Origin of the sequence: Stappia indica (assembly GCF_020177335.1) — a bacterium.
GTDB classification, from domain to species: Bacteria; Pseudomonadota; Alphaproteobacteria; order Rhizobiales; family Stappiaceae; genus Stappia; species Stappia indica_B.
In genome coordinates, this window is sequence record NZ_JAIVMG010000006.1 from 126,738 (window position 1) to 146,845 (window position 20,108).

Consider the following 20,108-nt stretch of genomic DNA (forward strand, 5'->3'; position numbering starts at 1 on the left):
CCATGACGGATGCGCTTTTCACCTATGTGCTGCGGCTCGCCGATGACGCGGCGATCCTCAGTCAGCGTCTTGGCGAGTGGTGCGGTCACGCGCCGACGCTGGAGGAGGATATCGGCCTGGCCAATGTGGCGCTCGATCATGTGGGCCAGGCGCGGGCGCTCTACAGCTATGCCGCCGAGGTGGAGGGCAAGGGCCGGGACGAGGATCAGCTCTGCTTCCTGCGGGTCGAGCGGGCCTTCCGCAACTGCCTGCTGGTGGAGCAGCCGAATGGCGATTTCGCCCAGACCATCGCCCGCCAGTTGTTCTTCTCCGCCTTCATGCTGCCGTTCTGGGAGAAGCTGACCGGCTCCAGCGACGCGACGCTGGCGGCGATTGCCGCCAAGGCGGAAAAGGAGGCGGCCTATCACCTGCGCCATGCCAGCGAATGGACGATCCGGCTCGGCGATGGCACGGCGGAAAGCCAGCGGCGGATGCAGGAGGCGATCGACCTTCTGTGGCCCTACACCGGCGAGCTGTTCGAGGCGGACGATACCGTGTCACAGCTGGTGGCGGCCGGCATTGCGGTCGATCCGCAAGGCTTGCGCGCGGGCTGGCTTGCGACCCTCAGCCGGGTGCTGGAGGAAGCGACGCTGACCCTGCCGGCGCAAGGCTGGATGCAGACCGGCGGCCGCGACGGGCGCCATTCGGAAAGCTTCGGCCACCTTTTGTCGGAGATGCAATACATGCAGCGGGCCTATCCGGGCCGGAACTGGTGAGATCATGAGCGCGGCAGGGGATACCGACACGGTGCAGGCGCTGGCGCTGGAAGAGCAGCGGCTGCGGGCGCTGGAGGTGGCCGGCCAGGTGCCCGATCCGGAGGTTCCGGTGCTGACCATCGCCGACCTTGGCGTCCTGCGCGATGTGCGGGTGCGGGAGGGCGGCGTTGTCGAGGTCGACATCACCCCGACCTACACCGGCTGTCCGGCGATGGCGGTGTTCACCATGGACATCGAGACGGCGCTCTTGGCGGCGGGGTTTTCCTCCGTGCGCATCAACACGGTGCTGTCACCGGCCTGGACCACCGACTGGCTGAGCGCGGAGGCGCGCGAGAAGCTGAGGGCCTATGGCATCGCCCCACCGGCGGGCAAGGCCTCGCGCCGGGCGCTGTTCGGCGACGACCAGGTCGCCTGTCCGCGCTGCGGTTCGCTGGAGACGGAGAAGGTTTCCGAATTCGGCTCGACGGCCTGCAAGGCGCTGTGGCGCTGCCGCGCCTGCGCCGAACCGTTCGATTATTTCAAGTGTCACTGATATCGGCCCGGACCACTGTGTCCGCCGACCGAGGGAGGAGCCCCGCATGTCGCCGCGATTTCATGCGCTGAAGGTCAGGGAAGTGAAGCGGGAGACCGCCGATGCCGTCTCGATTTCGTTCGAGGTGCCGGAGAGTTTGCGCGAAAGCTACCGCTTTTCCGCCGGCCAGTATCTGACCCTGCGCGCCACCATCGATGGGGCCGACGTGCGTCGCTCCTATTCGATCTGCGCCGGCGAGGATGACGGCGAATTGCGGGTCGCGGTGAAGAAGGTGGAGGGCGGCGCATTCTCCGCCTATGCCAACGAGAACATCCGCGCCGGCGACGAGATCGACGTGATGACCCCGTCGGGCCGTTTCCTGCTGCCAGCGTATGAAGGTGGCGGGCGGATGCTGGTGGCGATTGCCGCCGGCTCCGGCATCACCCCGGTGCTGGGAATGATCCGCACGGTGCTGGCCCGCGAGCCGGAGAGCGAGTTTTTCCTGCTCTATGGCAACAAGACGGCGCAAAGCATTATCTTCAAAGAGGAAATCGAGGATCTCAAGGACCTGTTCCCGGGCCGCCTCGGCATCTTCCATGTGCTGTCGCGCGAGACCCAGGATGTGGAGATGCTGTCTGGCCGGCTCGATGCGGACAAGCTCACGCCGCTGCTGACCCATGTGGTTCCGGCGGCGGAGGCCGATGGGGTGTTCCTGTGCGGTCCGGGCGAGATGATCGAGACCGCCGGTGCGGTGCTGGCTGGGCTCGGGGTCGATCCGGCCCGCATTCACCGGGAGTTCTTCACCCCCGCCGACGGCTCCCCGGCCCATGCCCCCAAGCCGGCCCACGCGGATGCGGATATCGATCATGCGGCCAGCGCCGAACTGGTGATCGACGGGGCGCGGGTCAGCGTGCCGGTGGCCGCCGGCGAGACCATCGTCGACGCGGCGATCCGCGCCGGGGTGGAGGCGCCGTTCTCCTGCAAGGGCGGCATGTGCTGCACCTGCCGGGCCAAGGTCGTCACCGGCGAGGTGGATATGGCGGTGAACTATTCGCTGGAGCCCTGGGAGGTGGAGGCCGGTTTCGTGCTGACCTGCCAGTCGCGCCCGGTCACCGACAAGGTGGTGCTCGACTACGACGCCATGTGAGGCGAGGGGGCGGGCGTTCCCAAACCGGGCGCCCTTGCCCCACACATGTTCCTCTGCGGGGGCGTCCTCCCGGGCAAGCGCCAGCGCGACCCGGGATCGGCGAGGCACGGCCTGTCGATTTCCTGCGCTGGAAACGTTGGCGCGTCGGTTCCGATGAGGCTGGACGCGCTCTGCTCTCGGCTCCCCGGTCCCGGCTCGGGGGCCGGGAGGACGCCCGTTTTTGTGGCCTCGGTTGTCGCGCTCCCGACATTCCCGCACACTCCGCGTCCTCCCGGGCAAGCGCCAGCACGACCCGGGATCGGGGAGACATGGCCTGTCGATTTCTCCCCTGCTGGAGGTGTTCGGGTTTCAGTGCGCGCTTGGCGGGAGCGGAGTCACATCAATGACTTCGCCCGGTTTGTTCGCAAGGTGATTCAGACCCCGAGATAAGCCTCGCGCACCCGCTCGTCGGTCAGGAGCTCGCGGCCGCTGCCGGTCATGGCGATCTCGCCAGTCTCGATGACGTAGCCCCGGTCGGCGATCGACAGGGCGGCGAAGGCGTTCTGCTCCACCAGGAACACCGTCACCGCCTCTTCCTCGCGCAGGCGGGCGATGATGGTGAACACTTGATCGACCAGCACCGGCGCCAGCCCCATGGAGGGCTCATCGAGCAACAACAGCCTGGGCCGGCTCATCATCGCCCGGCCGATGGCCAGCATCTGCTGCTGGCCGCCGGAGAGGCCGCCGGCCGGGTTCTTCCGCCGCTCCTTCAGCACCGGGAACAGGGCGTAGACCCGCTCAAGATCGGCGGCGATTTCCGCATCCTTGCGCAGGTAAGCGCCGAGCCGCAGATTGTCCTCGATCGATAGCGGCGAGAAGATCTGCCGCCCCTCCGGCACCTGGGCGATGCCGGCCTTGACCCGGGCATGGGCGCTGGTGCGGGTGAGATCCGTGCCGGAGAACCGGACCCCACCGGCGGTGATCGGCTGCACGCCGGAGATGGCCCGCAGCAGGGTGGTCTTGCCGGCGCCATTGCCGCCGACCAGCGCCACCACCTCGCCGGGGCGCACCTCCAGCGAGACCCCGTGCAGGGCTTCGATCCGGCCATAGCCGGAGCGCAGCCCCTCGATTTTCAGAAGGGGATCATCCGAGCGCAAGGGAGGCCTCCCGGGTGCCATGGGTGCCGAGATAGGCCTCGATCACCTTGGGGTTGGCGCGAACCTCGTCCGCGCGTCCTTCCGTCAGGGTCTGGCCCTGTTCGAGCACATGCACCCGGTCGGAAATCCGCATCACCAGCTTCATGTCATGTTCCACCAGCACCACCGTCATGCCCTCATCGGCAATCCTGCGGATCAGGGTTTCGATCTCTTCCGTCTCCACCGGGTTGCAGCCGGCGGCCGGCTCATCGAGCAGCAGCACCTGCGGCTCGGCGGCCAGCGCGCGGGCGATCTCCAGCCGTTTCAGCGCGCCATAGGGCATGGCGCTGGCCGGGGTCTCCGCATAGTCGGAGAGCCCGACCCGCTCCAGCAGTTGCCTGGCGATCTCGGCGCTTTCCCGGTTCTGCCGGGCGGTGGAGGGCAGCGCCAGAAGATGCGCCAGCAGTCCGCGCCGTTCCTTCAGGTGACGACCGACCATCACGTTTTCCAGCGCGGTCATGCGGAAGAACACCTGCAGGTTCTGGAAGGTGCGCGACAGACCGCAGCGGGCGAGCCGGTTCGGCTCCAGGCCGGTGACGTCCTGGCCTTGCAGGATCACCCGGCCACGCCGTGGACGGTAGACGCCGGAGATGAGGTTGAACAGGGTGGTCTTGCCGGCGCCGTTCGGGCCGATGATCGAGAACACCGTGCCGGCCTCGACTGAAAAGGAGACATTGTCGACCGCCTTGACGCCGCCGAAGGCGATGCCGATCTCCTCGACCTTGAGAATGCTCATGGCCGGGTCCTCCGGATCAGGGCGGCAAGGCTGGGGACGATGCCGCTGCGCAGAACGATCATGATCACCATCATCATCAGGCCGAGCAGCAGGTGTTCATAGTCATGGAAGGTGGTGAGCACCTGCGGCAGCACGACGAGGATCGCCGCGCCGACCAGCGAGCCGAACACCGAGCCCATGCCGCCGAGCACCACCATGGTCACCAGCTCGATGGAGTGGATGAAATTGGCGCTGTCGGGGGTGACGAAGCCGTTGACCAGCGCCAGGGCCGAGCCGGCGACCGAGGCGTAGACGGCGGAAATGACGAAGACGATCAGCTTGTAATGGGCGACGTCAACGCCGGCGACCCGGGCCGCCACTTCGGAATCGTGCAGCGCCCGCAGCGCCCGCCCGGTGGGGCTGGCCACTAGGTTGACCGCCAGCCAGGCGCCGAGCACCAGCAGCGCGCCAGTGATCCAGTACCAGGTGCTTGCCCCGCGCACACGCCAGCCGAACAGGGTCAGGCGCGACACCGGCATGCCGTCGGGGCCGCCGGTGAGCCAGCTTTCATTGGCAATCGCCATGGCGATCAGGATGCCGAAACCGAGGGTGGCGACCGCGAGGTAGTGGCCCTTGAGGCGCAGGATCGGCCGGCCGACGACAAAGGCGATCAGGCCGCAAACCAGCGCCCCGGCCAAGAGCGCCAGCAGCGGATGCAGGGAAAACTGCGCCGGCAGCACGGCGACCGCATAGGCGCCGAGACCGAAGAACCCGGCATGGCCGAGGCTGACCTGACCGGCGAAGCCCATCAAAAGGTTGAGGCCGATCACCGCCAGGGCAGAGATCCACACCAGCGCGGCGACCCGCAGGTAGAAGTTGGAGGGCAGAATGAAGGCGAGGGCGACGACGATCAGCGCAATGGCGACCGGCGCGGCGAGACGGTGGGCAAGAAGCGCGCGCATGGTCAGACCCGCTCCGTGCTGGCGCGGCCGAAGAAGCCGCCGGGCAGGACGAACAGCACCGCGAGAATGACGATGAAGGCAATCGCGTCCTTGTAGGTGGAGGAGATGTAGCCGGCGCCGAGCGCTTCCAGCAGGCCGACGGCCAGACCGCCGACGATGGCGCCGAGCGGGTTGCCCATGCCGCCGAGCATCGCCGCGGCGAAGCCCTTGAGCGCCAGCAGGGCGCCGATGTCGTAGCTGGTCAGGGTGATCGGCGCGACGAGAATGCCGGCGATGGCGCCGATGGCCGCCGAGAGCACAAAGGAGAAGCCGACGACGAAGGAGGTGTTGATCCCGACCAGCCGCGCGGCCAGCCGGTTGGCGGCGGTGGCCAGCACCGCCTTGCCGAGCAGGGTGCGGTTGAAGAAGAACCACAGAAGAGCGACGATCACCGCCGCGCCGCCCAGCACCCAGAAGCTTTGCGGCAGCACCGCCGCGCCGCCGATCATCACCGGCGTGTCACCGGAGAAGGCGGGCAGCGAATGGAACTGCTTGTCGAAGACGATCTGGGCACCGCCGCGCAGGAAGATCGAGGCGCCGATGGTGATGATGATCAGGGTGACGGCGGAGGCGCCGCGCGCCGGCTCGATGGCGAGCCGGTGCAGCAACAGGCCGATCACCATGGCGGCGAGGATCGCCGCCGGAATGGCGAAGTGCAGCGGCACGCCGGCGGCGGTGATGAACACCGTGGTCATGCCGCCGATCATGACGAACTCGCCTTGCGCGAAGTTCACCACGTCCGAGGCGTTGTAGATGATGGTGAAGCCGAGCGCGACCAGCGCGTAGACCGCGCCGACTGTCAGGCCGGAGACACAAAACTGCAGAAAATCGGGCATGGGTTTCTTCGCCGATCATGCGGCGGCGGCGATAACGCGCCGGTGCCGCGACAGGGACCATCCAGGAGGGCGGCTCCCGCACCCGGCGCCGCCCGGATCAGCTCCGGACGGCGTCGGCAATGCGCGGGGGAAGCCCCGGGAGCTTAGTCGGCCAGGACCCAGTCGCCGTCGCGGATTTCCAGCATCCGGAAGGCGGTGAGGTCGAGACCGAGATGGTCGCTCGGCGACATGTTGACGACGCCGGCGGTGCCCATGAAGCCGCTGGTCTTTTCCAGCTCATCACGGATCGCCTGAGGATCCTCCGAGCCGGCGCGCTGCATCGCTTCCACCAGCATCATCAGCCCGTCATAGGCGTGGCCGCCGAAGGTCGAGACCGGCTGGCCGGTGGCTTCCTCATAGGCCGCCTTGTAGCTGGTCACGACCGCCTTCTGCGGGTCGTCATCCGGCAGCTTTTCGGCCACCAGAAGCGCGGAGGCGGGCAGGCGCACCCCCTCGGCCGCATCGCCGGCCAGCTCGATGAAGGACTTCGAGGCCACGCCATGGCTCTGGTAGAGCGGCACGTCGAAGCCGAGCTGCTTGAAGTTGCGGGTGACGATGGCCGGCCCCTGGCCGAAGCCCGGGTTGACCACCGCCTGCAGGCCCGGCGCGCTCTTGATGTTGGTGAGCTGCGGCGTCATGTCCGAATCCTTCGGACCATAGGTCTCGTCGGCGACGATCTCGATGCCGTAGTTGCCGGCAACGCCAAGGCACTGGCCGTGCATGGACTTGCCGAAGCCGCCGGTGCCGGAAATCATGCCGACCTTGGCGATGCCCTTGGCTTTCATGTCCTCGAAGATCTTCTCGCAGGCCATCTTGTCGGTATGCGGGGTCTTGAACACGAAGGGCTTGACCGGATCGACGATCACCACCGCGCCGGCGAGCGAGATGAACGGAATGCCCGCGTCCTCGAACACCGGGATCATCGCCATGGTCGCGCCGGTGCTCGATCCGCCGATCATCGCCACGATGCCGTCGTCCTCCACGAGGCGGGTGGCAAAGGTCCGGGCGTTGTTGGCGTTGGCGCCATCGTCATAGACGACCAGTTCCAGCTGCTTGCCGTTGACGCCGCCGGCCTCGTTGATCTTCTTGACGTAAAGCTCCAGCGTCTTGGCTTCCGGATCGCCCAGGAACGAGGCGGGGCCGGTGATCGCCAGCGAAGAGCCGATCTTGATCGTGTCGGCGGCGCTCGCCGGGCTCGCCATCGCGGCGGCGCCGGCAAAGAGCGCCGCCAGTCCCATCCGTGTCATCAGGTTCGTCATGGTTTCTCCTCCCATTTAGCCAGTCTTGTTGCCAGTTTCGTTGTACGTCTCGTTTTTAGTCCTGCCCTCTGGCCCCGGGTCAGGCCGCTACCGGACGGCGCACGGTGGCCACCCGGAAGCGATTGGCGACGAAGGCGCTGTCGCACAGGCAGGCATTGCCCGCCGGATTGGCGCCGGTCACGTGGTAGTCGGAAAAGGCCGCGCTCTGGTTGACGAAGACGCCGCCGGTCAGGTTGACCGAGAGGCTGACACCGGCCTCGGCGAAGGCATCCGCCGCCCGGTCGATCACCGCTTCGTCGGTGGCATAGAGCGCGGCGGTGATGGCGCCCCGGCTGCGAGCCGAAGCGGCGGCACGGACAATCGCGTCCTCCGCCCCATCGGTGGCGATGACGAAGCTCACCGGGCCGAAGCGTTCCTCCAGATAGGCGCTTTCGTCGGCGGCATCGACGGCCAGGATCAGCGGCGTGGCGGAGCGGGCCTCCTCCATGCCCTCCACCGGTCCGCTGTCGCGCAGCACCTTGCCGAGCCCGCGCGCATCGGCGACGCGGGCCAGCGTTGCCTCATTCTGCACCGCGCCGAGCACACCGGCGGCGCGCTGCGGGTCGGACAGCAGCTTGTCGACGGCGGTTGCCAGCGCGCCGGCGATCTCGTCGAAGGACTTGTGGCCCTCATCGGTGTCGATACCGCCGCGCGGCACGTAGATGTTCTGCGGCGCGGTGCACATCTGCCCGGAATAGAGCGACAGGGAAAAGGCGATGTTGCCGACCATGCCACGCAAGGAATCCGTGCCGGTGACGACGATCGAGTTGACCCCGGCCTCCTCGGTGTAGACCGGCCGGCCGCCGGCGTTTTCCCGGATCCAGGTGCCGAAGGCGGGCGAGCCGGTGTAGTCGATGATGGCGATGCCGGAATGGGTGACCAGCTCCTTGGCGATCGGCGCCTCGACTGTGTCGGCGGCGAGCAACAGCACGTTCGGGTCGAACCCGGCTTCGGCCAGAACCTCACGGCCGATCCGCACGGTCAGGGCCAGCGGCAGGATCGCGCCGGGATGCGGCTTGACGATCACGGGGTTGCCGGTGGCCAGGCTGGCGAACAGGCCCGGATAGCTGTTCCAGGTGGGGAAGGTGGCGCAGCCGATCACCAGCGCCGGCCCGCGCGGAATGATGCGGAAGCGCTTGTCGAGGACGATCGGGTCCTTCGGGCCTTGCGGCTTTTCCCAGCGCACCACGCCCGGCACCCGGCTCATCTCGTCATAGGCATAGGCAATGGCCTCAAGGCCCCGGTCCTGGGCGTGCGGGCCGCCGGCCTGGAAGGCCATCATGAAGGCCTGGCCGGAGGTGTGCATCACCGCATTGGCAAAGAGGAAGCTCTGGGCGTTGATGCGGGCGAGGATCTCCAGGCAGACGCCGACCCGCTCCTCCGGGCTCGCCGCGCCCCAGCTGGCCATCGCCGTTTTGGCGGCCTCTACCAGCATGTCCGGAGTTGCCTCGGGGTAGGTGATGGCGAGATCCGGGCCGAAGGGGCTGATTTCATGACCGACGCGCCCGCCGGTCGTCGGCTGGTCCAGCTCAAACGGCTTGCCGAGCATCGCCTTGAAGGCGGCCTCGCCATCGGCCTTTGCGGTCTCGCCATAGATCTTGCCGGACGGCATTTCTGGATAGGCCGACCAGAAGCCCCGCTCACGGATCGCCGTGACGGCCTTGTCGAGGGTTTCCCTGTGCTTGTCGAAAAAGCCGGCCATATCATTCTCCCCGCGCTGCTGCGCCATCCGCCGGTCCCTGCCGGGCCGGGTGATTTGAGTGCGGCGCCACGATTGACAGCGCCTGATTGACGATCATAATAATTAACCGACCGGTTGGTCAGTCAAGTAAAAAATGCAGCCGGCGCTGGCCGGATGCGCCGGCGCAGGCGGAAGGCGAGGAGGCTTTCCGATGTGGCCGCGGCAAAAGGGGGAGTGGGTATGAGCGAGGCAAAGACGGTTGCTTCGGAGGCGTCGGTGCTGGTGGAGCGCGACGGCGGGGTTCTGGTCATCACGCTGAACCGGCCGGACAAGCTGAATTCCTTCAACGATGCGATGCAGGAGGCGCTGCGCGGCGCGCTGACCATCGCCGAAACCGACGCAGGAATCCGCGCCGTGCTTCTGACCGGCGCCGGGCGCGGCTTCTGCGCCGGCCAGGACCTTGGCGACCGGAACATGTCCGGCGATGGTCCGCCGCCCGATCTGCGCGAGACCATCGGCACCCATTACAATCCGCTGATCCGGCGGCTGAAGGCGCTACCCAAGCCGGTGATCGCCGCCGTCAACGGGGTGGCCGCCGGGGCGGGCGCCAATATCGCGCTGGCCTGCGACATCGTGCTGGCGGCGGAAAGCGCGAAGTTCATTCAGGCGTTTTCCAAGATCGGGCTCGTTCCGGATTGCGGCGGCACCTGGAGCCTGCCGCATCTGGTCGGCCTTGCCCGGGCCAAGGCGCTGACGATGCTCGCCGTTCCGGTTCCGGCGGCCCAGGCGGAGGCGTGGGGGATGATCTGGAAGGCGGTGCCGGATGCGGAGCTGATGGACCAGGCCCGCGCGCTGGCCGCCCAGATGGCGGCGGCGCCGACCTTTGGTCTTGGGTTGATCAAGCAGGCGATCGAGGCGGCCGGCGACAACACGCTGGACCAGCAGCTCGATCTTGAGCGGGAGATGCAGGGGCGCGCCGGGCGTTCGCCCGACTACGCGGAAGGGGTTTCGGCCTTCATGGCCAAGCGTCCGCCGGCCTTCAGCGGCCTGCCGCCGCAAGGAGAGACGCCGCAAGGAGAAGGGGCGTGAGCGCGACCGGGGCCGCCGGAGATCCGGCGGCGCTCGCCCGGGCCTGCGCCGATGCCATGTGGGCGGAGGACAAGGCGAGCCAGGGGCTCGGCATGGAGATTGTCGAGGTCGGCCCCGGCCATGCGGTGCTGGCGATGACGGTGACCGAGACCATGGTCAACGGCCATGGCATCTGCCACGGCGGCTTCGTCTTCACCCTGGCCGACAGCGCCTTCGCCTTTGCCTGCAACAGCCACAACCAGAACACCGTGGCCAGCCATTGCGCCGTCTCGTTCCTGCGGCCGGCCCGGCTGGGCGACCGGCTGACGGCGACCGCACATGAACGCTGGCGGGAGGGCCGGTCCGGGATCACCGACGTGACCGTGGCCAACCAGCAGGGCGAGACCATCGCAGAATTTCGCGGCAATTCGCGCACCATCGCCGGCACGCTGGTGCCGGAGGCGGCGATGGCAGCGGCCGTTCAGGATTCGAAATAGGCCGCTCAGGCCAAGCTTTTACCGGGAGGATACCTATGCTCAACCTGTCGCCGCGTCCGGGCGATCTCGATCCGATCGAAACCGCCTCGCGCGAGGAAATCGCCGATCTCCAGCTCGCCCGGCTGAAATGGTCGCTGCGCCATGCCTATGACAATGTCGCCCATTACCGCCAGAGCTTCGACGCGGCGGGCGTTCATCCGGACGACCTCAAGACGCTTTCGGATCTGTCGAAGTTCCCCTTCGCCACCAAGCAGACCCTGCGTGACAACTATCCCTTCGGCCTGTTTGCCGTGCCGCAAGAGCAGGTGGCGCGGGTTCATGCCTCGTCCGGCACCACCGGCAAGCCGACGGTGGTGGGCTATACCCGCAGCGATCTCAAGGTCTGGGCGAGTGTGGTTGCCCGCTCGATTCGGGCTGCCGGCGGGCGCCCGGGCATGAAATGCCACGTGGCCTATGGCTATGGCCTGTTCACCGGCGGTCTCGGCGCCCATTACGGCGCGGAGGAGCTTGGGCTGACGGTCATCCCCATGTCCGGCGGCATGACCGAGCGGCAGGTGACGCTGATCGAGGATTTCCGCCCGGACATCATCATGGTGACCCCGTCCTACATGCTGGCGATTCTCGATGAATACCGCTCGCGTGGTCTCGATCCGCGCAAGTCGCCGCTGAAGGTGGGGGTCTTCGGCGCCGAGCCCTGGACCAACTCCATGCGCGAGGAGATCGAAGAGGCGTTCGACATGCACGCCGTCGATATCTACGGCCTGTCGGAGGTGATGGGGCCGGGGGTTGCCAGCGAATGCGTGGAGACCAAGGACGGCTTGCATATCTGGGAGGATCATTTCTATCCCGAAATCATCGATCCCAACACCGGCGAGGTGCTGGCCGATGGCGAGATTGGCGAACTGGTCTTCACCTCGCTGACCAAGGAGGCCATGCCGGTCATCCGCTATCGCACCCGCGACCTGACCCGGCTGCTGCCGGGGACCGCGCGCAGCATGCGCCGCATGGAAAAGGTGACCGGCCGGTCGGACGACATGATGATCCTGCGCGGGGTCAATGTGTTCCCGACGCAGATCGAGGAACAACTTCTGCGGGTTCCGGCGCTGGCGCCCCATTACCTCGTGGAATTGACACGCGAGGGGCGGATGGACGAAATGACCGTCCACGTCGAAGCGCTTCCCTCCCATGCCGATGATGCGCACCGGGCCGCCGCCGCCGCGGAGCTGCGGGCGCACCTGAAAAACGTGATCGGCATCAGCGCCCGCGTGCATGTCGCCGATCCCGGCGGGGTGGAGCGTTCGATGGGCAAGGCGCGGCGCGTGATCGACAACCGGCCCAAGAGCTAGGACGGCGCGGACGTCGGTTCGCGAGCCGACCCAGGTGCCTGTTGGGGCTCTGGTCCGGCCCCTTTTCAGGGGGCGCCGCAAGACAAGACTGACCCGGGCGGGTGCGGTGCTTTCCGCTCCCGCTTTCCTTGACGGAGACGAACATGGCGCGACCGCGCGCGGACGACTACGACGACAAGCGCAAGGCGATCCTGAAGACCTCGGCGGCGCTGTTCGCCGAGCATGGGTTCGACCGCGCGTCGATGAACCAGATCGCGCAAGGATGCGGTGTTTCCAAGGCGTTGCTGTACCACTACTACGCCAACAAGGACGCCCTGCTGTTCGACATCATCCGCGACCATCTCGACGAGCTGAACGCGGCGGTGGAGGAGGCCGCGGCACCGGCGGCGCCCGGTGAGGCGCGGCTGGAGGCCTGCGTCGGGGCGCTGCTCGACGCCTATCGTGACGCCAATGCCGAACACAAGATCCAGATCAACGAGATGAAGCGGCTGCCGCCCGAGCAGCAGGAAGAGCTGAAGGAGCGGGAGCGGCAACTGGTCAAGATGTTCGCTGCCGCGCTGGCCGATGCGGTGCCGGCGCTGGGCGGCGGATCGGAGTTGTTAAAGCCGGTGACCATGAGCCTCTTCGGCATGGTCAACTGGCACTACATGTGGTTCCGCGAGGGGGGGGCGGTCAGCCGCGAGGACTATGCGCGCATCGCCACCCGGCTGATTCTCGACGGCGCCCGCAGCCTCGCCGGGTAGGGCGAGAGCCCACGCATCGGGCGCGCAAACGGTTTTCCGCCAAAAAATCCGGATCGCGCCCTGCGCCGGGTGCCTCTCGCCAGAGTTGAGGCCGACCGGACTGGATGACTGGACTGGATGACTGGACCGGGGCGGTGCCTGCGGTCATGATCCCTCCCGCCTTCCGACCCCGAATCCCTTGAAAGGACATGACATGCTGCAACTCGACAAGGATGCCACGCGAGACGCGCTCGACTGGCCGCCGCTGATCGAGGCCCTGCGGACCATGTTTCGCGATGGCTGCGAAATGCCCGTGCGCCATCACCATGACTTCGAGGTGCCGGGGGAGGCGGACGGAACCCTTCTCCTGATGCCGGCCTGGGTGCCGGGGCGCTATCTCGGCGTCAAGCTCGCCACTGTCGTTCCCGGAAATGGTGGCCGCGACCTGCCGGCGGTGATGGCGAGCTACTGCCTGTCCGATGCCCGAACCGGGCAGATGCTGGCGCTGGTCGATGGCGGCGAGTTGACCGCCCGGCGCACCGCCGCCGCTTCGGCGCTGGCCGCCGATTACCTTGCGCGGGAGGATGCCCGGCATCTGGTGATCGTCGGCACAGGCCGGCTGTCGGCCAATCTGGCGGCGGCCCATGCGGCGGTGCGGCCCTTGTCGCGGATCTCGGTCTGGGGCCGGGATGCGGAAAAGGCCAAGGTAGCGGCGGCTGAGATTGCCGAAACGCTCGGCATCTATTGCGTGGCGGCACCGGATCTTGAGGCGGCAGTGCGCGAGGCCGATATCGTCAGCGCCGCGACCTTGTCGGAAACGCCGCTGATCCATGGCGACTGGCTGCCCGAGGGCTGCCACGTGGATCTGGTCGGCGCGTTCAAGCCGAGCATGCGCGAGAGCGACGACGCGGCGGTGTCCCGCGCCCGCGTCTTTGTCGACACAAGGGCCGGGGCGATGAAGGAGGGCGGGGATATCGTCCAGGCGCTGATGTCCGGAGCCTTGCGCGAGAGCGACATTCAGGCCGATCTTTTCGACCTGTGCCGCAACACCGCGCCGGGACGCCAGAGCGCGAGCGAAGTCACCCTGTTCAAGTCGGTCGGCGCCGCGCTGGAGGATCTCGCCGGGGCGATCCTGGCCTATGAGACCGCTTCAGCGAAGAATGCCGCCGAGGTGAAGCCAGTGATGCCGGTGATGTAATCGGCGGCGGCGCCCGTCGCTCGGCTCATTCATCGTTCCACGCGAATGAATTGAGCGAAATAATCCGTTTGTTCGAACGTTTCCGGCCTGCCATGTTGCCTTTCGGTACAACGAGAGGTCGACATGAGCAGGACGGATTCGATCCCCGAACGCGGGCGGATGGCGCAAATCTTCGAAAAATTGTTCGCGTTATTGCCCGGATTGTCGCTGGTTGCGGCAATTTCCGCCGCCGCCTATGCGGCCCGGCATCTGCCTGGTCTCACCGCCTTCAGCCCGATGATCATCGCCATTGCCCTGGCGATGGTCATCCGCAACACCGTCGGCCTTCCGGCCCGGGCCGGTCCCGGCGTCGTGTTCGCCATGCGCCGGGTGCTGCGCTTCGCGGTTATCCTCCTGGGGCTGCAGTTGACCCTGGCCGATGTGCTCGGTCTCGGCGGTGCCGGTTTTCTGGTGGTGGCGCTGTCGCTTGTGGCCACCTTTGCCTTCACCGTCTGGCTGGGTGCCCGCATCGGCGTTGACCGGAGCCTGGCGGAACTGATCGCCAGCGGCACCTCGATCTGCGGCGCCTCGGCGGTGGTGGCGGCCAATTCGGTCAGCCGCGCCTCCCAGGCGGATGTCGCCTATGCCATCGCCTGCGTGACGGTTTTCGGCTCCATCGCGATGTTCGTCTATCCCCTGCTGCCGGCCGTGCTCGGCCTTGATGCGGACGGCTATGGCATCTGGGCCGGGGCCTCGATCCACGAGATTGCGCAAGTGGCCGCCGCCGGGTTCCAGGTGGGGCCGGAGGCGGGCGAGGCGGCAACGGTGGCCAAGCTGTCGCGGGTGATGCTGCTGGCGCCGATGGTGCTCGGGTTGGGGCTGATGGTCCGTCGCCGCGCGCGGAAAAACGGCGGCAGCGCGGCAACCGGCGGTGTGCCGATCCCGTGGTTCGTCGCCGGATTCGTGGCGATGGTGGTGCTGGCGAGCATCATTGATATCCCCGTTCCGGTCCGCGAGGGCGCCAATCTGGTCACCACGGCCTTGCTGACGCTGGCGCTGGCGGCGATGGGGCTGGAAACGGATATCGCCAGCCTGCGGGCGCGGGGGCCAAGGCCCTTTGTCCTCGGCGCGGTGGCTTCCCTGTTCATTGCCGTGGTCAGCCTGTTGCTGGTCCATCTGGTGGCGGGCTAGGGTCCGGGCCAAACGGGGACAGGCCATGACACTGGAGCAGTTGCGGATCTTCGTCGCGGTCGCCGAACGGGAGCATGTCACCCGCGCGGCGGAGGCGCTCAACCTGACCCAGTCGACCATCTCGGCGGCGGTGTCGGCGCTGGAGGCGCGGCACGACGTGGCCCTGTTCGACCGGGTCGGCCGGGGCATTCGCCTCACCGAGGCGGGGGCGGTTTTCCTCGATGAGGCGCGGGCGGTGCTTGCCCGCGCCGGGGCGGCGGAAGAGGCGCTGGCCGATCTGGCCGGCCTGAAGCGCGGGACCCTGCAGCTCGCCGCCAGTCAGACGGTTGCCAACTACTGGCTGCCGCAGCGGCTCTGCCGGTTCCGCGCCGCCTATCCCCGCATCGACATCGGCCTGACCATCGGCAACACCGAGCAGGTGCGCGGCTGGGTTCTGGAGGGGCGGGCGGCGCTCGGCTTCGTCGAAGGGCCGGTGGCCGACCCGCGGCTTCTGCCCGAACGGGTCGGCGAGGACCGGCTCGTGCTGGTGATGGCGCCGGATCATCCACTCGCCCGGCTGCCGACTGTCGATGCGGCGGCGCTGATGTCGCTGACCTTCGTTACCCGGGAGCCCGGCTCCGGGACAAGGGTGATGCTCGACCGGCTGGCGGCCAGCGTCGGGCTTGCACTCGCCGACCTTCAGATTGCCCTGGAACTGCCGTCGAACGAGGCGGTGCGCGCCGCTGTCGAAGCCGGTGCGGGGGCTGCGGTTCTGTCGCGGCTGGTGGCCGATGCGGCGATCCGGCTCGGCACGCTGGCGGCAATCGAGTTGCCGCTGGCGCCGCGCCCGTTCTTCCTTCTGCGCCATGGCACCCGCCGCCCCAGCCACACGGTCAGGGCCTTCATGGAGGGGATTGATGCGCCGCTACCCTAGGGTTCTCTAAGTGTAGGTGCGCTCGGCGATGGGGGTTTCGTCGATCCGCCGCAGCAGTTCCTCCAGAAGCGCGGCCTCCGCCCGGTTCATCACCGCCTTCGGGTTCCAGACCACATGCACGTCGATAGCCGGCATGACGTCATAGGGCGGCAGTTGCCACAACAGCCCGTCCTCGATGTCGCGCCGGACCACATGCACCGGCAGCGGGCCGATGCCGAGGCCGGCGATGATCATCCGGCGCACCTCCTCAAGATGGGCGGAGGTGCCCACTACCTGATCCTCCAGCTGGGCGTCGGCGCGCATCAGGGTGACCGGCCGCAGCGCATCGCTCATCTGGTCGGTGACGAAACTGACCGAGGAATGGCCGACCAGATCCGCCTTGGTCAGCCCTTCGCGGCCGAACAGCGGATGGCTCGGGCCGCAGAAAAGCCCGAAGAACTCCCGGTAAAGCCGGCGGTATTCCAGTTTCGGGCTCTTGTCATGAACCAGGCAGACGCCAAGGGAGGCGCGCCGGGCCAACACCGCGCCAATCCCCTCCCGGCTGGCGGAAATATCAATCGACAGGGTCGCGTGCGGATGGGCGGTGTGAAAGGCGTTCAGTGCCGCGTCGAACAGCGGGCAGATCACATGGCTGGCCATGGCGATGCGCACATGGCCGCGCACCTCGTCGGCCACATCGCGGATCAGGGTGCCGAGCCGCAGCACCGCGCCGTGAATGTCGACCACCTCCTTGTGCAACAGCTGGCCGGCGCGGGTCAGCCGGAAATGCCCGGGCGAGCGGTCGATCAGTCGCTTGCCGAGCCGGTCTTCCAGCCGCTTCAGCGCGCTGGAGACGGTCGGCTGCTTCAGCCCCAGCCGGTCGGCCGCATCGGTAATGCTGGACGCCTCGGCCAGCACCAGAAAGGTGCGCAGCAGGTTCCAGTCGAGATCGCGGGCGAGCCGCTCCGGCGGCTGTTCGGCGATCCGCCGGGCGGCGGCCGGCGAAAGGGGCGGGGGTGATTGAGCCATTGATGAGAACGATATCCATGATTGGGATTATCTATTTGAACAATGGTAGCCCGGCTGTCACCTTCCACGCAAGAAACGGGGAGGTTGCATGTCACTGGAGGAACGCGAGGCGCGGCAGCCGGTTCTGCTGCTCACGCCGGCGATCACGGCGGTGGGGCTGCTGTTGGTGGTGCCGCTGGGCTTTATCCTGGTCTATTCCTTCTGGCTGCGCACCGCGACCGGCGCCGACCAGGCCGGTTTCTTCCTCGACAACTGGCGCGAAGCGCTCAGCGATCCGTTCTACCGGGACATTCTGCTCAACACGCTGAAGATCGCGGCGGTGACCACTATCGTCTGCGCGCTCACCGGCTATCCGGCGGCCTATTTCATCGCCCGCTCGCGCGGCAACAAGGCGCTGCTGCTCTTGTTGCTGATGCTGCCGTTCTGGATCAGCTACATCATCCGCACCATGTCGTGGATCAACATTCTCGGCGCCTCGGGGGCGGTCAATTCCGGCCTGATGGCGCTCGGGCTGATCAGCGAGCCGCTGCCGATGCTCTACAACGAGGCGACTGTCGTGCTCGGGCTGGTGCATTTCCTGCTGCCCTTCATGGTGCTGAACGTTTTCGTCAGCCTCGATGGCATCGACGCGACGCTGGAGGATGCGGCCTGTTCGCTCGGGGCGACGCGCTGGCGCTCCTTCCTGGAGGTGACCCTGCCGCTGTCACTGCCGGGGTTGGCCGCCGGCGGGCTGCTCTGCTTCGTGCTGGCGGCGGGCACCTACATCACGCCGATCGTTCTTGGCGGGCCGAGCGATGCCATGTTCGCCAACCTGGTGTTCGAGGCGATCATCACCCAGCTCGACTGGCCGATGGGCTCCGCCCTGTCCTTGATGCTGCTGGCGGTGCTGGGCGCGCTGGTGTTGCTCTACAACCACTTCCTTGGCATGGCGCAACTGATGAAAGGCTTGAGCTGATGGGCTGGGCACTGATCCGCGGCTGGACCGTGCTGGTCTATCTGTTCATGTTCCTGCCGATTGCGGTGGTCGTGCTCCTGAGCTTCAACGCCAGCCAGTTCGGCAGCTTTCCCATGACCGGCCTGTCGCTGCGCTGGTTCGCGGAACTGGCCGGCAACGAGGCGATCCTGCGTGCCTTTCGCACCTCCATCGTGCTGGGGCTGCTGACGGCGGTGATCTCCACCACCATCGGCGTTTTGGCGAGCCTTGCGCTGGTGCGCTACCGGGTGCCGGGTCGCAACCTGATCTCCACGCTGCTGATCGCGCCGATCCTGGTGCCGGAGGTGGTGCTGGCGGTGGCGCTGCTCCTCTTCCTCAACGCCCTGGCGGTCAACAAGAGCTTCGCGCTGCTCTTGGCCGGCCATGTGATCTTCACGCTGCCCTTCGTCATTCTGGTGGTGCAGGCCCGGCTCGTCGGCATCCGCCGGGATGTGGAGGAAGCGGCAATGAGCCTTGGCGCCAGCCCGGTGCAGACCTTCTTCCAGATCACTCTGCCGCTGCTGTCGCCGGCGGTTCTCGCCGGCATGTTGTTCGCCTTCACCATCAGTTTCGACGACATCACCGGAACGCTGTTCTGGAAGCCTGGTGGCGTGGAAACCGTGCCCACCCAGATTTTCGCGATGCTGCGCAACTCGATCTCGCCGGAGATCAACGCGCTCGGCACCGTGATGATCGTGCTGACCGCCGGCCTGCCGCTTCTCGGTATTGCCATTGCCCGGCGGATGGCCATGAAGCGCGGCGGATAGAACCGCGCCGGTCAAAGGGGCAACCGCCGAGAAGCGATCCCATTCCAGAGAGGGAAAAACCATGGACAATACAAAACGCTACGAACGCTTGCGCGAAAGGTACATGAACGGCGGCATCGACCGGCGTTCCTTCCTCGGGCTGATCGGTGCCGCCGGTCTGGCCTATGGCGTGCAGACGCCTTTTGCCCGCCATGCGCTGGCGGCGACCGAGCAGGTGCGCTTCGACGGCTGGGGCGGGGTGGTCTCGGAGGCGTTCCGCAAGCATGCCTTCGATCCCTACACCAAGGCCAGCGGCATCAAGGTGGTCGACGGCACCTTCGGCGGCGGCGACGAATTCCTGTCGCGGGTCAAGGCGAGCCAGCCGGGCGAATACAACATCGCCCATCTGTCCGGCGTGTTCGACTATGCCCGCTACCACGGGCTCGGCCTCAGCTCGACGCTGAACGAGAAGAATATCCCGAACCTTGCCAATGTCATCCCCAAGCTGGTGGATGTCTTCCGCAAGGTGACGGACGGCTCGCTCTCCTGTGTGCCCTATGACTATGGCACCACCGGGCTTGCCTATAACCGCAAGTACATCTCCGATGAGGAGATGAAGGAGAAGGGCGCGAAGATCCTGCTCGACGCGCGCTTCAAGGGCAAGATCGCCGGCTGGAGCGACTGGCGCACGCGCATCTGGTACGCCTCGCTGCAGACCGGCCAGGACCCGAACGGGGCCACCGACATGGATGCGATCTGGGACGCGCTACGCACCCACCGCGATCTCCTGCTGAAATACTGGAGCTCCGGCGCGGAGCTGATGAGCCTTCTGGCGGAAGAGGAAATCTACGTCACCGAGGCCTGGTCGGGCCGGGTGCACGCCCTGCAGCAGCAAGGCCATGACATCGGCTACATGGACCCGCCGAACGGCTTCGGCTGGCAGGAATGCCTCTTCGTCATCAAGGGCTCGCCGATGGAGCCCTGCGAGGAACTGCTGAACTTCATGCTGGCGAAGGAGACCTCGATCGCGGTTGCCGAGGGGCAGAGCTATCCGCCGGCGCTCGATCCCACCAAGGTCGAACTGGGCGAGATCATCCCGACCCTGCCGGCCTTCGATCCGACCGGCACGCTCGACGGGCTGACCTTCGCCGATCCGGCTTACTGGAACGGCAACGAACAGAAATGGTCGAAGGCCTTCAGCCGCATCCAGAAGGGCTACTGACGCCATCGCATCAACGACGGTGTTCCCGCGTGCCGCTGCGCACGTGGGGGCACCGGCTGACCTCAAGGACCGGATCGGAGATCGCCC

The 20,108-nt window shown here is 67.0% G+C and carries 20 protein-coding genes; 13 read left to right on the top strand and 7 right to left on the bottom strand.

What is annotated here, in order from left to right; translation table 11 throughout:
• The first annotated feature begins 2 nt into the window (after positions 1-2).
• From paaC to paaE, 3 genes are read left to right on the top strand one after another with little or no spacing between them, the layout of a single operon-like run.
• Positions 3-755, top strand: coding sequence for a 1,2-phenylacetyl-CoA epoxidase subunit PaaC (gene paaC / locus LC062_RS10205; protein WP_224910929.1), 753 nt, complete (start codon positions 3-5; stop codon positions 753-755).
• A 4-nt stretch (positions 756-759) separates the two neighbouring features.
• Positions 760-1,287, top strand: coding sequence for a 1,2-phenylacetyl-CoA epoxidase subunit PaaD (paaD, locus tag LC062_RS10210; protein ID WP_224910930.1), 528 nt, complete (start codon positions 760-762; stop codon positions 1,285-1,287).
• 46 nt (positions 1,288-1,333) lie between these two features.
• Complete coding sequence (paaE, locus tag LC062_RS10215; protein WP_224910931.1) at positions 1,334-2,413, top strand: 1,2-phenylacetyl-CoA epoxidase subunit PaaE; 1,080 nt, start codon at positions 1,334-1,336, stop codon at positions 2,411-2,413.
• A gap of 413 nt (positions 2,414-2,826) precedes the next feature.
• Here paaE and LC062_RS10220 read toward each other — a convergent pair whose 3' ends face one another.
• The 6 genes from LC062_RS10220 to paaN all read right to left on the bottom strand — a co-directional run bounded on the left by LC062_RS10220 (position 2,827) and on the right by paaN (position 9,179).
• Positions 2,827-3,570: an ABC transporter ATP-binding protein gene (locus LC062_RS10220; RefSeq protein ID WP_404829703.1), complete on the bottom strand. Its 744-nt coding sequence runs from the start codon at positions 3,568-3,570 to the stop codon at positions 2,827-2,829.
• Entirely contained in the window at positions 3,536-4,324 is a 789-nt protein-coding gene (locus LC062_RS10225; RefSeq protein ID WP_224910933.1) for an ABC transporter ATP-binding protein, read from the bottom strand. Before LC062_RS10225 ends, LC062_RS10220 begins: the two co-directional genes overlap by 35 nt.
• Positions 4,321-5,265, bottom strand: coding sequence for a branched-chain amino acid ABC transporter permease (locus tag LC062_RS10230; protein WP_224910934.1), 945 nt, complete (start codon positions 5,263-5,265; stop codon positions 4,321-4,323). The genes LC062_RS10225 and LC062_RS10230 overlap by 4 nt, the downstream gene beginning before the upstream one ends.
• Before the next feature lie 2 nt (positions 5,266-5,267).
• Positions 5,268-6,140 (bottom strand): branched-chain amino acid ABC transporter permease, encoded by an 873-nt coding sequence (locus LC062_RS10235; protein WP_181759900.1) that lies wholly within the window; start codon positions 6,138-6,140, stop codon positions 5,268-5,270.
• Positions 6,141-6,283: 143 nt separating this feature from the next.
• Positions 6,284-7,417: an ABC transporter substrate-binding protein gene (locus LC062_RS10240; protein ID WP_404829706.1), complete on the bottom strand. Its 1,134-nt coding sequence runs from the start codon at positions 7,415-7,417 to the stop codon at positions 6,284-6,286.
• Between the two features lie 100 nt (positions 7,418-7,517).
• Positions 7,518-9,179: a phenylacetic acid degradation protein PaaN gene (gene paaN, locus LC062_RS10245; RefSeq protein ID WP_224910935.1), complete on the bottom strand. Its 1,662-nt coding sequence runs from the start codon at positions 9,177-9,179 to the stop codon at positions 7,518-7,520.
• Between the two features lie 219 nt (positions 9,180-9,398).
• On the opposite strand from paaN, the gene paaG reads away from it, so the two are divergent.
• The 7 genes from paaG (at position 9,399) to LC062_RS10280 (ending at position 16,072) form a co-directional block, all read left to right on the top strand.
• Positions 9,399-10,247: a 2-(1,2-epoxy-1,2-dihydrophenyl)acetyl-CoA isomerase PaaG gene (gene paaG, locus LC062_RS10250; RefSeq protein WP_224910936.1), complete on the top strand. Its 849-nt coding sequence runs from the start codon at positions 9,399-9,401 to the stop codon at positions 10,245-10,247.
• 56 nt (positions 10,248-10,303) lie between these two features.
• Entirely contained in the window at positions 10,304-10,723 is a 420-nt protein-coding gene (paaI, locus tag LC062_RS10255; protein ID WP_224911033.1) for a hydroxyphenylacetyl-CoA thioesterase PaaI, read from the top strand.
• A 35-nt stretch (positions 10,724-10,758) separates the two neighbouring features.
• Positions 10,759-12,069 carry a phenylacetate--CoA ligase PaaK gene (gene paaK, locus LC062_RS10260; protein ID WP_224910937.1) on the top strand — a complete coding sequence of 437 codons (1,311 nt, stop codon included), beginning with the start codon at positions 10,759-10,761 and terminating at the stop codon, positions 12,067-12,069.
• A gap of 143 nt (positions 12,070-12,212) precedes the next feature.
• The gene (locus LC062_RS10265) at positions 12,213-12,812 is read left to right on the top strand and encodes a TetR/AcrR family transcriptional regulator (protein WP_224910938.1); all 600 of its coding nucleotides are present in this window, start codon (positions 12,213-12,215) and stop codon (positions 12,810-12,812) included.
• Between the two features lie 193 nt (positions 12,813-13,005).
• The gene (lhpI, locus tag LC062_RS10270; protein WP_224910939.1) at positions 13,006-13,989 is read left to right on the top strand and encodes a bifunctional Delta(1)-pyrroline-2-carboxylate/Delta(1)-piperideine-2-carboxylate reductase; all 984 of its coding nucleotides are present in this window, start codon (positions 13,006-13,008) and stop codon (positions 13,987-13,989) included.
• A gap of 123 nt (positions 13,990-14,112) precedes the next feature.
• The gene (locus LC062_RS10275; protein WP_224910940.1) at positions 14,113-15,159 is read left to right on the top strand and encodes a YeiH family protein; all 1,047 of its coding nucleotides are present in this window, start codon (positions 14,113-14,115) and stop codon (positions 15,157-15,159) included.
• Between the two features lie 25 nt (positions 15,160-15,184).
• Positions 15,185-16,072 carry a LysR family transcriptional regulator gene (locus tag LC062_RS10280; protein ID WP_224910941.1) on the top strand — a complete coding sequence of 296 codons (888 nt, stop codon included), beginning with the start codon at positions 15,185-15,187 and terminating at the stop codon, positions 16,070-16,072.
• Positions 16,073-16,078: 6 nt separating this feature from the next.
• On the opposite strand, the gene LC062_RS10285 is transcribed toward LC062_RS10280, so the two are convergent.
• Complete coding sequence (locus tag LC062_RS10285) at positions 16,079-17,080, bottom strand: LysR family transcriptional regulator (protein ID WP_224910942.1); 1,002 nt, start codon at positions 17,078-17,080, stop codon at positions 16,079-16,081.
• 88 nt (positions 17,081-17,168) lie between these two features.
• Between LC062_RS10285 and LC062_RS10290 the strand changes: the two genes are divergently transcribed.
• From LC062_RS10290 to LC062_RS10300, 3 genes are all read left to right on the top strand, one after another.
• Positions 17,169-18,035, top strand: coding sequence for an ABC transporter permease (locus LC062_RS10290; RefSeq protein WP_224910943.1), 867 nt, complete (start codon positions 17,169-17,171; stop codon positions 18,033-18,035).
• The gene (locus LC062_RS10295) at positions 18,035-18,820 is read left to right on the top strand and encodes an ABC transporter permease (protein WP_224910944.1); all 786 of its coding nucleotides are present in this window, start codon (positions 18,035-18,037) and stop codon (positions 18,818-18,820) included. The genes LC062_RS10290 and LC062_RS10295 overlap by 1 nt, the downstream gene beginning before the upstream one ends.
• A 61-nt stretch (positions 18,821-18,881) precedes the next feature.
• Positions 18,882-20,021 (top strand): extracellular solute-binding protein, encoded by a 1,140-nt coding sequence (locus LC062_RS10300; RefSeq protein WP_224910945.1) that lies wholly within the window; start codon positions 18,882-18,884, stop codon positions 20,019-20,021.
• Positions 20,022-20,108 lie beyond the last annotated feature (87 nt).